Genomic DNA, 15581 nt, shown 5'->3' on the forward strand with positions numbered 1-15581 from the left:
GTACCGGATCTTTACACCAGCATAGGACAGCCCAGCTGATAAGCGTCTTTCCATAAGAAAAAACTCCGTTATGGGATGGCTAAAAACGAGAGAAAAGGGTAATTTCTCCCAAAAGCGTTCGATAGAAGCTGGAGGCAGTTACTTGCCTGCTCTTCTGTCGGAGGCTGTAAAAAAGGCGTATGTCCTTACTTCGAAAGGGAGCGCTGAACATTTTTAGTGGGCTGCGGCCTTTTAAGCATGCGCGTGTAGAGAATTCCTGCGATAACGATCAGAAGCGAAAGCTTAATATACCAAAGAGAATGATCCATAAAATGAATGGAGTAGGCCCATCCTGTAAATGGATTCAAGAGGAGTAGCATGTTTTCTCCCATAGCATTTGCGGAGATGTTTAAAGTGGAGATGAGCAGAAGTGTCATCAATAAAAGGTTGAGAACGTCCTTATACCCAAAGGTCGCTATTAAAGCGATGGCGGCTAAAAAGCTAATGTACTGGATGCCTATGGTTGCTATATCAAAGGCCACATACACTAAATCAAAAGAGTTTTCTGCAAGTGAAAAGATGTGAATCACAGTATAAAAAAGAAGGAATAGAGCAGGAACGGCTTGGTTAGCTAGACGCTTAAAGTGAAAGCGAAAGCCTCTGGGCTGTGCACGTTCATCGACTTCATCCGTCTCTATTTCAGGTAAAAGCTTTTGATCTCGCCTATATAAACCATAGAAGTAAAGGCCTAAACTACAGAAAAAATAGTTTCGGAAATAAAGAACGTCGTAATGATTAAAGGAAAAAGAAGTTAGCAGAAAGATTTTCGTGTAGTACAGACAAACGATAGCGAAGAAAATAGCCCACGATAATTGAAAATAGCGTTTCATAAGGATACTTGTTACATATAGATAATTTCGAAATGGATACGAAAGTGCTCGTAATTGTCAGGGCTGTGGGAGAAATTTAACTGCTTACAGGCGGAAAAATCGATCGAGACAACCAGTTAGTTTGTGGGGATGTGGATTGAGTAGCACCGATTAATATTTTAACGTGACTTAGGGCATGAAAGGATGCAAGTTAAACTGATTTGGATACCAGAAATAGGAATGGCGCACTCAGTATGCGCTCCTGATAAACTTGCCCTATAAACCAAAGAATATATTATCAAATGACGAAATGAGTTATTAAATTTTAAAAAAATAGCAATTCATCAGTAAAACCAAAGACTTAAAAAGTAGGCAGAAAGTATTTTTTTTACTTATCTGTATATCTCAGTGATTAAAAATGTAAATCAAAAGCTTTAAAAGGTAAACATTTTTTTATAAAAATACTAAAATACATATTTCTATATAAAATTGTTTTAAGATTTACTATATATACCTTATAGAGTATTCAATCTCTTCAGAGTTCTGGGAAAATTCAAATAATAAGACAGCATGCATACGCCCAAAACAGGCAATTACGAATAGCCTTAAAAAACAAAAAGATCCTTTAAGGGATCTTTTTGTTTTTTAAGGCTAAGGCCCAGAGTTCTTTAAAACCGATTCATTCCGATTAACACCGCTCAAAAACCCTGCGGAAACTACAGGCCTCACTAAGCCTTGCATGCAGGCTATCCATCGGCACACGCTCCTGATTCGTCGTATCGCGATGGCGAATCGTCACTGTATTATCCTCTAAAGTCTGGTGGTCCACCGCAATACAGAATGGGGTACCGATTAAATCCTGACGCGCATAACGCTTGCCAATAGAAGCAGCCTCCTCGTAAATAATGTTGAAATCGTATTTTAAGGCTTTCACGATCTCGGCAGCCTTCTCGGGGAGCCCATCTTTCTTCGTCAGTGGCAAAATCGCTGCTTTCACCGGCGCGATAGCGGGATGAAACTTTAAATAAGTCCTGCTCTTACCCTCCACCTCTTCCTGCACATAGGCATTACAAAGCGTCATTAAAAACAATCGATCCGCTCCGATGGAAGTCTCGATCACATAGGGAATATAGTTTTGATTGATTTCCGGATCGAAATACTGCTGTTTCTTTTTCGAAAATGTCTGATGACTTTTTAAGTCAAAGTCTGTACGGGAATGTATTCCCTCCACCTCTTTAAAGCCAAAAGGAAACTTATACTCGATATCTAAGGCTGCATTCGCATAATGTGCGAGCTTCTCGTGATCATGACGGCGCAGCTTCTCCTCCGGGATACCCAGTGCTAAATGCCACTTCACACGATTTTCTGCCCACTGCTGATACCACTCCAGCTCTGAACCGGGGCGCACAAAAAACTGCATTTCCATCTGCTCAAACTCCCGCATACGGAAAATAAACTGGCGGGCCACAATCTCATTACGAAATGCCTTGCCGATCTGGGCGATGCCGAAAGGTACCTTCATGCGCGCAGTCTTCTGGACATTTAAGAAATTAACGAAGATCCCCTGAGCCGTCTCCGGACGCAGATAAATCGTAGAAGCATCCTCTGCTACAGAACCTACCTGAGTAGAAAACATGAGGTTAAACTGCCGTACCTCCGTCCAGTTCGTCGTTCCACTCAGCGGACAGGAAATGCCCTCGCGAATGATCAGGTCACGCACACCAGCGAGGTCTTCTGCTTCCAACAGGCGACCCATCTCCGCTAAAAGCTCTTGGGCACGTGTCACATCACCCGCCTCCTCAAAACGCGCCGCATGCTCCTCGATCAAAACATCTGCCCGATACCGCTTCTTGGAATCCTTGTTATCGATCATCGGGTCATTAAAGCTATCCACATGTCCTGATGCCTTCCAAGTGGTCGGGTGCATGAAGATAGCCGCATCGATTCCTACGATGTTTTCATTCAATCGCGTCATCGTTTCCCACCAAAGACGCTTTAAATTATTTTTCAGCTCCACACCATAAGCACCGTAATCGTAAACAGCCTGCAAGCCGTCGTAAATTTCTGACGAGGGGTAGACGAAGCCGTACTCTTTCGCGTGGGCGATTATATCTTTTAACTGGGCGTTTTCCGCTGTTTGTTCTTGTTTTGCCATAGCTGCAAAATTAATTAAAATGCACGGAATGGAAGACTGCTTGTGCTAAACTTTTGCGCCGCGGCGCAAAAAAGCCTTCACTGCATCACACAGCAAAGGCCAACAGTTAATTTTCAGGGCCCGTCCGTACCCTTAAAGCAAACCCAGACTGTCTTCCTGCGCGCCAGCACGCACCTGCCATCTCCTCGCTTCTACATCAAAGTAAACACGCTGATCAGGAAATTCGATGTACTCCTCCTCACCAGAATGCTGCGGTAAAAAGGGGGTCAAGTCCTCCCCACGGACCATCTTGCCGAAAAGAAACAGGCCCTTCTCTAGAAGCTCCTCTTCCTCAAATTTCCAAGTACGGAAAACTTCTTCGTAGTACAGCAGCTGACCATCAGCATTTCGCTGAATTTTTACGCCCGTGGCTACCTTTTTCACCTTCAATGAGGGGGCAATGCGGCTAGCCAAGAAATACTCATAAGCATCGTCTTGAAAGTAGGCATCTACGGTGTAATCCAGCGCCAATTGGCTATAATACGTATCGTAGACGGGCTGGAATTTCGTATCATGGTTTGCTTTTTTTGGCAGATGGCCTAAATACCGGATGCTACTCAGCAGTAGGGCATGCTGCTCACGAGAGGAAAGCTGCTCAGCAGCGTAAGGGTTCGCAGGCTGACACTGGCTAAAAAGGCCTAATAGACTTAAAAAAAGAAGTAAGGATCGTACGTTCAACATATACAGCAGGGGTACAAGGGAAAATAGGGGCTGCCGCTCACGCAAGCAGCCCCTGATGAAGGAAGGATAGGTAGTGGTTGATGCCAACTTACATCTTCGTGTAATCGATATCGAGCGGGTTAAATTCTGCCCATACATCCGTCCAGTCCGTACTGCCAAAAGCACCTACGAAGGGAACGTTTTTATCGAAGAAGGTCGTTCTTCCAGCCTCGTTAAACTTCGCATTTTCGAAGGAGGCGCCAGTTGCTAAGCTCCCACCAGAAAGTAGGGTGAAGTCCGGGTTCGCTGGATAAGTACGGATCGTGTAGCGAGCGAAGAAGTTTTCTGGACGTAGTCCAAGCTCACGATAAAAATCTTCCCAGGGGCCATCTGCAGCAGGAAGGGCAAAAGTCTGATTCGTCGCCGTCCAGATTTCTTCTACGTCAGCGACATTCGCACCGCCACCGGCAGCAAAATTAGCATTTGGATTTACGATGATATTATTCGCTAAAACTCCAGTGCCTGAACGGTACTGCTCTGTAACGGAGGCCGTATTAAAACGAACACCTGTTGGGAAGCCCGTCAAGACGGAATTGAATATCGAAACCGCTGTACGGCGTCTTAAATCGATCGCATGAAAATTGTTTCCAGAAATAGAGCGACCTACACGGTCACGAGGTCCGTAAACGGTCACATTAGAGAAAGTACCTGTCGTATAAGGCTGCACGTCATTATCATTCGGTCCATTATCACATTCGAAAGCATTCGATTGAGACTGATCTGCGTAGAACGGATTCCTCACCACGAGGGCAAACTGTACGTTTCCGCTATAACCGAAGTCCACGTCTAAATCGTCATCCCAGGTAGAATGTGAGATAAAATAACGGCCATCTACGTTTCCGCCAAACCACTCGAAACCATCATCACCGCCAAAGGAGACCATCAGGTGCTCCATGAAAGTAGCTTTTCCTACACCTGCCATGGTAATCGAGTTCGTCTCGTTATTCGGAGTCAATTCGATCCCTGCATATTCTACGCGGATGTATTCATATTCGCCGGAATTGTCATTATCATCATCTCCACCGAAGATTAAAATCGGGTCGATACCCTCTACTGCCGGATCGATCTGATTTGTTTTCGCACGGCCCGCGATCACTAAACCTCCCCAGTCAGAGCGGTCTCGCTCACCCGGACGCTGCGCGGAGGTCATGATAATTGGATTTTCACGGGTACCACGCGCGATTAACTTACCCCCTCTGTCGATGATAAGTGTTCCCTTAGAACGTTTTTCACCGTAAATAATCGTCCCTGGTTCGATCGTCACCGTCTGTCCATTTCGAACGAATACCTGGCCTTTTAAAAGGTACTGCTTATCAGCAGTTAATGTCTGCGTTGTTAAATTTCCTTCTAAATCCACAAGAAGTTCCTGATCCGGCTCGCCTGGTTCATCTACTATCGGCGTGGGAGTGTCATCGCTACAGGCTACTGTCATAGCAGTAAAAGCCGCTAGCGCAAAGATTTTAAAGAGATTTTTCATGGTACTAATAAATTGGTAGTAAAAGTTTATTTGATTCTGTAAGTAAGTGATGCGGTATAAAGCGTTCCTCTTCTCCAGAGATACATCGGATCATCGATGGAAGTGTCGATTCTGCGGTCAAAATTCGAATCCTGGAAGAAGCGGTACTGATAGTTTAGTAGGTCTTGAATCCCTACCTTTAGCGTCGTTCGGTCTCGGAAGACCTTGCTCACTGTAAGATCCACCTGGTGCCGTGGTAATTCATAGATTTCAGGATTGTTCGCATTTCCCGCCACGAAAATCCGAGGACCCGTCACGTTATAGGCGATGCCGACATTCAGATCACTGGACAGATGGTTATAAAATAAGCCCGCATTTAAGACATAGGGAGACTGGCCCTGCAGCGCACGGCGCGAATCTTGAAAGCGGACATCATCGCCTAAGAAGACTTCTGACCAAATCAGACTGGCATTTACATTAAATGAAAGATCCTTCAGCACCGGAATATCCGTCAAGGTAGAAAGCGCCTTTCTGCCTTCGAACTCGATCCCGTATACCGTGGCGTCTACAGCATTAGCATAAGTAAACTGGAGTTGCTCCGTTACGTTCTGTTGTACCGTCTCGATGGGGTTTTGAAAAAACTTATAAAAAGCCCCGATACTGAACATCTCTCCTTCATTCGGATAAATCTCGAAACGCAAATCGAAATTATCAATCGTAGCGATCTCTAAATCAGGGTTTCCGAAAAACCCCGCGATAAACTCAAAACTGTAATATAAAAAGGGAGCGAATTCACGAAACTCAGGACGATTAAGTGTGCGTCCATAACCGGCTCTCACAAGTGATTTCGGCGTAAAATTATAATCTATATTCAGAGAGGGTAAGGCGGCCAGCTTCCGGGTGTCTACGCGAACGTCACCCAACTGATTACGGCTGTCTAACTGCTGAATGCTATATTCTGTACGTAGTCCACCGCTTAAATTAAAAGATCCGATAGGAAAAACACCTCCTACATAACCCGCACCGATAAAGGTTTGTGCCTCATAAGCATCTGTTGCTCGGGTTCCTTCTAAAATACTCCACCCATCGCCTGCTCTGAAATTTTCAGGTGCAAAAACTTCCTCTAAAGGTAGCCGAATTAAACGCTCGCGGTTCGCGAAATCATGCGTTCCCGGAAAAACCGTACTGATGTAACGTGCATTAAAATCACGTGCTTTGTAGTCCGCCAGATAGCCGGCACGAAAGATCCGCGGACGATCTTTTTCTACACCGGAAAACTTCTTTTCGAAATTGAGCCCCTGGCTCAAACCCCAATCACTCAGGTAGCCAAAATAACGGCCCATATCCTGTGGGCTAGAGGCAGGTGGATCGATAAACACAAACTGGCCCTCAGTTCCCTCTGCATTAAAAGTAGAGCGAAGTCTTCGGAAATCAGGCTCCTGATGCTGCACCCAGTTGCCCCCTAGCACCCAGTTGACCTTCGTCATCTCATCACGAGAAAGGTGAATACCCTCCAGCTGACCGGCATAAAGTGCACGGCTCTCGTAACGAAAAGCATAATCGCGCGCGCCTTCTGTCCGCTGAACGAAATCAAATCCATTTCGTATGATGGTTTCATTCGTTCCCGTAACATTCAACATATTGCGGAACGAGAACTTGGTATAGGGACTCAGGCGGAGCTGCCAGTTGGAAAGTAAAGAAACCTCATGGCTTTTGGCGTGATAATCGTCTAGGTAGCTATCACGCTTTTCGGTAATTTCTCCCGGCACCGGAAAAAAGTAGCGGTTACGCTCGGCCTGAAAAAACTGATAATCTTGTGCCCATCCTAAACTATTCACCGTGGAAAGCGTGGCATTTCCGCTACGCAGGCGCCAGGTCTTTCCATAGCCAAGGCCAAAACTGGCGTTCGGGGTGGCCATTCTTTCTTGGATGGCATAGTTATTCGGCAACATCTGCGCAGCTTCGAAACGCTGCGGGCTTGTCGTACTCGTAGTGGTTAGCGTTTCCGTACTTGGAAATCCCGCAGGCAATCCCCTGGAACTATCAAAACCTAAAAAATCGGTCGGTGAGGTTTCCGTCGTCTTGTGCGTGTTAAAGGTCGTGCCTGCACGGTAGCCAAAGCCCATACCAAAGGTCAAAAAATCCTCATCTACCGTGTTTTTCGTGAATACTTTCACCATACCACCAGCAAAATCTCCTGGCACTTCCGGTGAAGGAGACTTATAAATCATCATCCGATCTAAATAATCACTCGGAATCAAATCAAAAGAAAACGTACGCTTATCTACCTGCGTACTCGGCGCCAGGGCATTGTTAATCATCACCACATTATAGCGGTCATCCACACCACGAACGCGCACAAATTTATTGTCAACGATACTTACCCCCGAAACCCGCTTCATCACCTGCGCCGCGTTTCCGTCTTGAGAAAGCTTAATCTGATCCGAAGAAATACCGCTTACCACTTGAAGAGAATTGCGAATCTCTGAAACCACTGCGATAGCGGAACCTGTTTCCCTACTCGCCATCACTAATACCTCGCCTAAATCCCCGAGATCTTCTTGAAGTTCCACCTGGACGGTAGTAGCTTTTTCAGAAAAGACTTCGATATTTTCGAAGCGCATGGTCTTATAAGAAATAAAAGAAACCACGAGATTATAGCGACCTGGCTCTATTTTCGCCAACTCAAAATCACCATCCAAGCCGGTGGCGACACCGATTCCTGTACCTTCGAGAAAAACATTCGCACCGATAATCGTCTCACCAGTAGCAAAGTCTTTCACAACTCCGCGCACACTTCCCGACTGCGCATACAGCAGTCCGAGACTTGAGAAATAAAGAAATAAAACGAGGGGTAAAATTCGTAGCATCATACAGCATGTTAGATCGCTGCAAAGGTGCGGAAGATTTAAACCGAAAGATTAAAAAGTATTTTACTGAATCATTACATTTTAGTCGTACCGAAGACAAAACAAAAACAAAAAATTTAACACACAGCCACAGATTGTTTGGAAAACCTGAAAATCATGCCAAAACAGGGCTTCACATGTGAACAAAAAGTTACCAAACGAAAAAGGGCTTAAAACTTCCTTTGTCTTAAGCCCTTCTTAAATGCCGATTCGATGCTTTCAAAAAGGGCAAGCAGAACGAAAACCCGAATCTACCCATCCCCTGATGGTCACCCGCTGCTAATTATACGCTACAGATTTATTGATCGGAATTTTATCCAAAAGCGTTTTCACCAAATCACGGCTGTTTACATGATCCGCCTCCGCCTCATAATTCAAGATGATTCGGTGGTTTAACACATCCTCCGCGATTTCCTTAATATCCTCGGGAAGCACATAATCTCTCCCATCTAACAAGGCCACCGCTCGCGCCGCTAAGTTAAGATTAATACTAGCACGCGGCGAAACCCCAAACTGGATGTATTTCGCTTCCTCTTTCAACCCATACTGACTCGGGAATCGGGTCGCAAACACCAATTCAATGATATACTTTTCTAAGGGCTCTGCTACTTTTACTTGATTGATCTTATCTCGGATGGCGAAAATTTCCTCCTTGCCGAGAATCGGGTTAATCTGTGCCGAAAACTGTAAATTGGCCATCCGACGCATCACCTCTAGCTCATCCTCCTTCGTCGGATAATCGATATGCACCTTCATCATGAAACGGTCGACCTGTGCCTCCGGCAAAGGGTAAGTTCCCTCCTGATCTACCGGATTTTGGGTGGCCAAAACCAAGAAAGGGCGATCTAACAGAAATGTCGTCTCTCCTATCGTCACCTGCTTCTCCTGCATGGCCTCGAGCAAGGCAGACTGCACCTTCGCTGGAGAACGGTTCACCTCATCCGCTAAAATGATGTTAGCGAAAATAGGACCCTTTTTCACCTCAAAATTAGACTCCTGCTGATTGTAAATCATCGTCCCGATTAAGTCGGAAGGTAGAAGATCAGGCGTAAACTGAATGCGCTGAAAGTCCAGCTTCAGCACCTTCGCGAGGGTATTCACCGTTAAGGTCTTGGCCAGACCAGGTACCCCCTCTAATAATATATGTCCATTCGTGAAGAGGCCGATCAACAGACGGTTTACCATTCTGTCTTGACCCACCACGACCTTTTTAACCTCCTGTAATACCTCTTGGATTTGCTCCTGATGCATGTTTAAGCGAATTATGAAATACGATAGACGAACGTCTTGTTAAGCCCGAAAGCTTCGAAACGTTAGAAACGTCTAAAATTAGTATAAATTATGCCTTACGGCAAAAATCCACCGACGATTTGTGATAAAAGGCATTATCTGCCTCCTTTACGTGGCTTCGTGCGGGTGAAATTACGAACTCCTCCCCACTTCTCGGAACCCTTCGCCGCATACAAACGCTTTTTATCAATTTTTAACAGTTGAAAAAGCTCCTCTTGATCGAATTCCCGCACCTCTCCTACCTGATAGCCTGCGATGTCTAGTCCCTCCATGCTCCAGCGTACCAGCCGCAGAGTGGGTAAACCTACAGCAGCCGTCATGCGACGTACCTGTCTGTTTTTACCCTCTATTAAACACAGCGAGAGCCAGCTATCGGGCACAGATTTGCGAAAGCGAATAGGCGGATTTCGCTCGGGCAGCTCGGGAGACTCCCTCAGCTCCTTCGCCACAGCGGGCAGCGTGCGATAGTCCCTGCCGTCCACGCGAATGCTCACCCCCTCCGAAAGTGTCAGCAGCGCCTCCGGGGAGGGAACACCTTCCACCTGTACATAATAGGTCCTGCTATGGCCTCGGCTGGGATGTAAAAGATATTCGTTGAGGGCCTTGTCGTCAGTAAGCAGCAGCAAGCCTTCGCTGTCCTTATCCAGTCTTCCCACTGGATAGACCTCCTTTGGAAAAGGAAAAAGACATCCCAGCGTAGTGTCCGGATCCCCCGAAAACTGACTAAGGATGCCGAAAGGCTTATACAAAACAAAATACCGAAATGCCGCCATGCAGTTAGCTGCCACAACCGATGCAGTCGATCGCGCTGTCCATCGGCTTCACTCCCTTTAACTGCATGTCGATGTTATGAATGGCATCTTTCGTCTCCATATCTTGAAACATATCTCCTGTAAGAGTCGCCTCTAGACGGGCTTTTTCTGCCTCTAGGGCCTTGCGCTGTACTTCGTTCATTTTTCTATCCTTTACCCTAAGGTAGCAAAATTCTCTGCAAAAAAATTCCCTCTGGCTGCATTTTCACCCTCCCACAATTCTAAATAGCTGAAAAAACTGGAATTAGGTAGAAAAATTTAGCATATTGTACTTTCGGCGTTTTTTTTGCGCCTAGCAAAACAGGATCCTAAACCGATAATAAGCATGCAAAAAGAGCAATTTGATCGTTTACGAAACCTGCGGCGGGAACTCCACCAGCAGCCAGAAGTAGCGGGAGAAGAGTCCCAAACAGCCGAATATATCCTTTCTTTTTTCGAGAAACTGGGGCCGGACCACACCTTAGAGGCACTCGGTGGAAAGGGCCTCGCCTTCGTTTTTAAAGGAGAGCACCCTGGCCCCAGAAGCCTCTTCCGAGCCGAGCTGGATGGCCTCCCCATACGAGAAACCAATACCTTCTCCCATGCGAGTAAAGATCCTGAAAAGGGCCACCTCTGCGGTCATGACGGTCACATGGCCATAGTTTGTGGCCTGGGGGAGCAGCTGGCAGCACAGCGACCGGAGACAGGTGAAGTCGTTCTCCTTTTTCAGCCCGCAGAAGAAACCGGAGAAGGTGCTCAAGCTATACTTGCCGACGAAAAATTCGAGTCACTGGGCCCCATTGATGCCGCTTTTGCGCTGCATAACTTGCCCGGCTATCCCCTCCACGAAGTTGTGCTGAAAAAAAACAGTTTTGCAGCAGCTTCTGTAGGCATGATCATCGAGCTATCCGGAAAAACTGCCCATGCCGCCCACCCCGAAGACGGCCTTAGTCCCGCCGAGGCTATGAGCAAAACCATCGTGGCGTTACAGTATTTGCCGGATGCCATGAAAAAATTTAGCTTGGTCACCGTAGTACATGCGCAGCTTGGCAGCAGGGCTTTTGGGACCACACCAGGGGAAGCTACCCTCATGCTCACCTTGCGCGCCTACGAGGACGAAACCCTAAAGCAGCTGCGGGATTACAGCGAAAAACTCGCCCACTCCATCGCGGATAGCTATGGGCTGGGATGTGAGGTGGACTGGGTAGAAAATTTTGCGGCCACGCAAAACCACCCCAAGGCCTGGGAACAGGTGAACGAAACGGCGAAATCGCTCCGCCTATCGACCAAGCATATACGGATTCCTTTTCGCTGGTCGGAGGATTTCGGCGTCTTTTCCGCGGAGATGCCCACCGTGCTCTTTGGGCTCGGGGCGGGGGAAAAATTAGCCCAGCTGCATGCACCTACCTATGATTTCCCCGACGAGCTGATTCCCACCGGCGTGGCACTCTTCGAGGGAGTCGTGCGTCGGATGCATAATAAGTAGCCCAGGGCCTGCCGGCCAAAGGGAGGACAAAGCTTTTTCCACTTTCCCGTTAGCACATGCGCGCTGAATTCGATAGTTTTACTGCTGAAAAGAGCGGCTATGGCGAAAGTAAAAACAACATTTTTCTGTCAGGAATGTGGGGCGCAAAGCCCAAAATGGGTGGGTAAATGTCCGGCCTGCGGGTCTTGGAACACCTATGTGGAAGAAGTCGTCCAAAAAGATACCTCCGGAAAAAGCGAGTGGAAGGAAGTATCCTCTGGCGGCCTGAAGGCCAAAAAGGCCGCACCCATTCGCCTCATGGATGTGGAAGAGCGGCAGGAAACTCGCCTCCATACGGCTGATGAAGAGCTGAACCGTGTTTTGGGCGGAGGGATCGTGCCGGGTGCACTCGTGCTCATAGGAGGAGAACCCGGTATCGGAAAATCTACCCTGATGCTACAAATCGCGCTTACCCTTCATCAAAAAGTGCTCTACGTATCAGGAGAGGAAAGTGAGCAGCAGATAAAAATGCGTGCACTACGCATGCCTTTTCAGTCGGATACACTTTTTCTGCTCGCCGAAACAAATACACAGGCCATTTTTCAGGCCGTCAATCAGCTGGAGCCCGAAGTACTTATCATCGATTCCATTCAGACCTTAGCCAGCCCCCTAGTAGAATCCGCAGCAGGCTCCGTTAGTCAGGTGCGGGAATGTACGGCGCAACTCATGAAGTTCGCAAAAGAAACCCATACACCCGTTTTTTTAATCGGACATATCACGAAAGATGGAGCCATCGCGGGACCAAAGGTGCTCGAACACATGGTGGACACAGTGCTGCAGTTCGAGGGGGATCGGCATCTCTCCTACCGAATCCTACGCACGAGCAAAAACCGCTTTGGAAGCACCCAAGAGCTGGGCATCTACGAGATGCGTGCGGAGGGCCTGCGCCAAGTGCCTAATCCATCTGAAATCTTACTGACCCAGCGCGAAGAGGTTTCCTTCGGGGTAGCCATCGGTGCTATGATGGAAGGAAATCGCCCATTACTGATCGAAATTCAGTCCTTAGTGAGCGCCGCCACCTATGGAACCCCACAGCGGAGCAGCACCGGACACGATGCGAAGCGGCTCAACATGCTCCTGGCGGTGCTGGAAAAACGTGGTGGCATGCGTCTGGGAGCCCAGGACGTGTTCTTAAACGTGGCTGGCGGCCTGCGGGTCGATGATCCAGCCCTGGACTTGGCTGCCTGCGCATCGCTAATTTCCTCCTATGAAGACCTGCAGGTGCCGGAGACACTTTGTTTCGCAGGAGAAGTAGGCTTAGGGGGAGAAATCAGGGCTGTAAATCGCATCGAAAGCCGCATTTCTGAGGCTGAAAAACTTGGTTTTAAACAGATAATGCTATCCAAATATGCAGTTAAAGGGATAGACTTAAACAAATACCGTCAGATCGAGGTGCTTCCGATCACCAAATTAGCGACACTCTATGAATATCTGAAAACGGGGGCTTTGGCCGGTTAGGCCCTGCTAAAAAGAATGTGCACAAATGTGAAAGTGGCTGCTAAAACGCCTCCCCGATGAAAAAATAGACACCACTTCCCTCTGGGGTGAGTGCATAATCCAAGCGGGTATAGATGTCCTTTTTCGGGAACAAAAGAAAACGAAGGCCCGCCCCTCCGGAATAGGCCAGCTTCGTAAACGCTTCTGGCCGCAGACGGGGCGCCACACTGCCCGCACCAGCGAAAACAGCTGCCCCAAGTCGCTTCGTAAAGCCCAGCGGTAGGGGTAAAAAGCGGTACTCCACCTGTCCTGCGAGGTAATGCTTGTCCCGAAACCTTCCCAGGTAATAGCCGCGCATCAAGCTTTCTCCACCGAGTAGCCCAAGCTGGTTAAAGGGTACCTCACCTGCATTAAAAACACCTAGCGCTTGAATGGCCAGCACCTGATTCGGGCGCACCGTTCTAAAAATGCGATTATCGCTGATAACGGTATGAAAGTCAAAGGTACTTAGCGCTGGATGATAGCGCAGGTAGGCAAGCTCGTGGAAGTTGCCATGCCGTACATTCAGCACATTATGCCGCTCGTCCCAGACCAGCCCCCAGCCAAGTCCAAAATTCGTGCTCCCGGCATCTCCTCGCGGACGCTGGAAGGCCGGCGCCTCCTCCCTGTTTAAAAAACGCACAGAAGAAAACCGCTGAAAATCAAATTCGGGACCGATAAAAAAATTCTCCGAAACTTTACGCAAGACGCGCTCCTTAAACTGGATTTGATTCGCATCTACGATGGCTAAGTATTCATTTCCTGGTCCGAGTGGCACATCCATACCGATGCCAAAATACTTTAGCGGAAAAGTTTGTACGCGTAAACTGCCTAGAAAAAACCACTTGTTTTCGTGCGTATAGTTGGCGTGATCCAGCAGGAGACCATACTGATTTTCGAGGGTCACAAAAGCGAATCCATTAATCTCAGAAAGCCGGTTCGAGGTGTCCCTGCGTGCGTAGTACACATAGAGTGGAGAAACACCGATTTCCCAAGAAGTTTCCGGAGCGAAAGCGAGAGTGGGATAAATGATGAATTGGGGCTGGCTGATGTCGGTGGTATCGTTAAAGATGCCATTCAGATAGCGCTTAGCGAAATTCGGTCGGCTGTCCTGCGCCTCCACGAGACCAGAAAGCAGGAAAAGGGTGAAAAAAACCACTCCAAGCAGGTTGGAAGACCTGTTTAGGAGCTTAAAGGTGGGTAAAAAAAAGTTGTTAATGACGGGGAAATAAGCATTCCCTGACCGCGAAGACTTTCGAAGTAAAGAAAGCCTCTTGCACTCAGATTTACAGACAGGAAACCAGCATTTCATGCCCGAATATACGTGGAAATCCTTTGCGCCGCGGCGCAAAGGTCAATATTTAAATTTTACCACCACACCATGTGCCTTCGAGGTCATCGCCTTCGGAACGGAGGCCACGATTTCCTCGTAGAGCAGTTCGACCAATTTGCGCTTTAAAAAGCTGCGCGTCAGCACCATGCTCACCTCCCGAATGGGTGGGGTGTCCGAAAACCCACGTAACCGCTGCTGCTCTTCTGCCTCCAGCTCCACAGTAGCCAGTTCTGGGAGAAGGGTCAGGCCTTGGTACTTATTTACCATATTTTTCAGACCTTCCAGCGAGCCACTTTCGTAGTGAAAATTCATGTGCTGAAACTTGGTCCGGTTACAGTAATTAAGCACCTGATCCCGGAAACAGTGTCCTTGCTGGAGGATCCACATGTCATCTACCTCTAAATCTGCGGCCGTAAGGGCTTCCTTTTTCAGCAGCGGATGATCGGGAGAGAGGTAGGCATAAAATTTTTCATAAAAAAGGGGCTTCTCTAAGATGCCTTGTTCCTCCAGCGGGGTGACGATGATGCCGATATCCAGGTCATCGTTCCGCAGCTTGCGCACGACTTCCTCTGTGATGAGCTCCTCCACCTGCAGCTGCACCTTCGGGTACTTGGAGAGAAAATTTTTCACAAAACGATGCAAGAGATAGGGGGCCAGGGTAGGGATAATGCCCAGCTTGACCACCCCGCTGATGTCGCCTTTCATTTGGTTAACGATTTCATAGATGCCCTTGCTTTCAGCCACTACCTTTTTCGCCTGCTCGATCAGCTGGGAACCGATCTCGGTAGGGATAACGGGCATTTTCGAGCGATCAAAAATGGTCACCTCTAACTCCTTTTCGAGCTTGTGAATCTGAGCGCTTAGGGTCGGCTGGGTGACAAAGCAGGATTCTGCGGCATGGCCGAAGTGGCGGTACTTGTCCACGGCTAAGATGTACTCTAACTGTTGGATCGTCATCGTTTCGTGTCTTGCTAAGGGTTTTCGCGAAGGGGTTAAGATCGCTTTCTGCCTACAAAGATAAAATCTTTTTTTGTTTTAT

The 15581-nt window shown here is 47.7% G+C and carries 12 protein-coding genes; 2 read left to right on the plus strand and 10 right to left on the minus strand.

Annotation, left to right across the window (positions count from 1 at the left end):
- Positions 1-185 precede the first annotated feature (185 nt).
- From ACXIT9_RS05860 to ACXIT9_RS05895, 8 genes are all read right to left on the minus strand, one after another.
- Positions 186-869, minus strand: a complete 684-nt coding sequence (locus ACXIT9_RS05860) for a hypothetical protein (RefSeq protein WP_458055292.1) — start codon at positions 867-869, stop codon at positions 186-188.
- Positions 870-1536: 667 nt separating this feature from the next.
- Positions 1537-3003 carry a glycine--tRNA ligase gene (locus ACXIT9_RS05865; RefSeq protein ID WP_458055293.1) on the minus strand — a complete coding sequence of 489 codons (1467 nt, stop codon included), beginning with the start codon at positions 3001-3003 and terminating at the stop codon, positions 1537-1539.
- A 132-nt stretch (positions 3004-3135) separates the two neighbouring features.
- A complete protein-coding gene (locus ACXIT9_RS05870; protein WP_458055294.1) occupies positions 3136-3723 on the minus strand; it encodes a hypothetical protein in 588 nt (195 codons plus the stop codon).
- Positions 3724-3811: 88 nt separating this feature from the next.
- Entirely contained in the window at positions 3812-5239 is a 1428-nt protein-coding gene (locus ACXIT9_RS05875; protein ID WP_458055295.1) for a hypothetical protein, read from the minus strand.
- Between the two features lie 26 nt (positions 5240-5265).
- Positions 5266-8091, minus strand: a complete 2826-nt coding sequence (locus ACXIT9_RS05880; protein ID WP_458055296.1) for a TonB-dependent receptor domain-containing protein — start codon at positions 8089-8091, stop codon at positions 5266-5268.
- 315 nt (positions 8092-8406) lie between these two features.
- Positions 8407-9378, minus strand: coding sequence for an AAA family ATPase (locus ACXIT9_RS05885; RefSeq protein ID WP_458055297.1), 972 nt, complete (start codon positions 9376-9378; stop codon positions 8407-8409).
- A gap of 134 nt (positions 9379-9512) precedes the next feature.
- Positions 9513-10190 carry a pseudouridine synthase gene (locus ACXIT9_RS05890; RefSeq protein WP_458055298.1) on the minus strand — a complete coding sequence of 226 codons (678 nt, stop codon included), beginning with the start codon at positions 10188-10190 and terminating at the stop codon, positions 9513-9515.
- Positions 10191-10194: 4 nt separating this feature from the next.
- Positions 10195-10371 (minus strand): hypothetical protein, encoded by a 177-nt coding sequence (locus ACXIT9_RS05895; protein ID WP_458055299.1) that lies wholly within the window; start codon positions 10369-10371, stop codon positions 10195-10197.
- Between the two features lie 183 nt (positions 10372-10554).
- Here ACXIT9_RS05895 and ACXIT9_RS05900 point away from each other — a divergent pair, with 183 nt between their 5' ends.
- Both ACXIT9_RS05900 and radA read left to right on the plus strand, forming a co-directional pair.
- Positions 10555-11694 carry an amidohydrolase gene (locus tag ACXIT9_RS05900; protein ID WP_458055300.1) on the plus strand — a complete coding sequence of 380 codons (1140 nt, stop codon included), beginning with the start codon at positions 10555-10557 and terminating at the stop codon, positions 11692-11694.
- A 99-nt stretch (positions 11695-11793) separates the two neighbouring features.
- Positions 11794-13191, plus strand: a complete 1398-nt coding sequence (radA, locus tag ACXIT9_RS05905; protein ID WP_458055301.1) for a DNA repair protein RadA — start codon at positions 11794-11796, stop codon at positions 13189-13191.
- A 40-nt stretch (positions 13192-13231) separates the two neighbouring features.
- Here radA and ACXIT9_RS05910 read toward each other — a convergent pair whose 3' ends face one another.
- Both ACXIT9_RS05910 and ACXIT9_RS05915 read right to left on the minus strand, forming a co-directional pair.
- A complete protein-coding gene (locus ACXIT9_RS05910) occupies positions 13232-14368 on the minus strand; it encodes a BamA/TamA family outer membrane protein (RefSeq protein ID WP_458055302.1) in 1137 nt (378 codons plus the stop codon).
- A gap of 195 nt (positions 14369-14563) precedes the next feature.
- On the minus strand, positions 14564-15499 hold the full coding sequence (locus tag ACXIT9_RS05915) for a hydrogen peroxide-inducible genes activator (RefSeq protein WP_458055303.1): 936 nt from the start codon (positions 15497-15499) through the stop codon (positions 14564-14566).
- Positions 15500-15581 lie beyond the last annotated feature (82 nt).

It is taken from the genome of Nitritalea sp. (assembly GCF_054166705.1).

Coding starts and splice junctions, on each gene's coding strand:
- ACXIT9_RS05860 (WP_458055292.1), bottom strand. CDS start 869: ATGAAACGCTATTTTCAATTATCGTGGGCTATTTTCTTCGCTATCGTT.
- ACXIT9_RS05865 (WP_458055293.1), bottom strand. CDS start 3,003: ATGGCAAAACAAGAACAAACAGCGGAAAACGCCCAGTTAAAAGATATA.
- ACXIT9_RS05870 (WP_458055294.1), bottom strand. CDS start 3,723: ATGTTGAACGTACGATCCTTACTTCTTTTTTTAAGTCTATTAGGCCTT.
- ACXIT9_RS05875 (WP_458055295.1), bottom strand. CDS start 5,239: ATGAAAAATCTCTTTAAAATCTTTGCGCTAGCGGCTTTTACTGCTATG.
- ACXIT9_RS05880 (WP_458055296.1), bottom strand. CDS start 8,091: ATGATGCTACGAATTTTACCCCTCGTTTTATTTCTTTATTTCTCAAGT.
- ACXIT9_RS05885 (WP_458055297.1), bottom strand. CDS start 9,378: ATGCATCAGGAGCAAATCCAAGAGGTATTACAGGAGGTTAAAAAGGTC.
- ACXIT9_RS05890 (WP_458055298.1), bottom strand. CDS start 10,190: ATGGCGGCATTTCGGTATTTTGTTTTGTATAAGCCTTTCGGCATCCTT.
- ACXIT9_RS05895 (WP_458055299.1), bottom strand. CDS start 10,371: ATGAACGAAGTACAGCGCAAGGCCCTAGAGGCAGAAAAAGCCCGTCTA.
- ACXIT9_RS05900 (WP_458055300.1), top strand. CDS start 10,555: ATGCAAAAAGAGCAATTTGATCGTTTACGAAACCTGCGGCGGGAACTC.
- radA (WP_458055301.1), top strand. CDS start 11,794: ATGGCGAAAGTAAAAACAACATTTTTCTGTCAGGAATGTGGGGCGCAA.
- ACXIT9_RS05915 (WP_458055303.1), bottom strand. CDS start 15,499: ATGACGATCCAACAGTTAGAGTACATCTTAGCCGTGGACAAGTACCGC.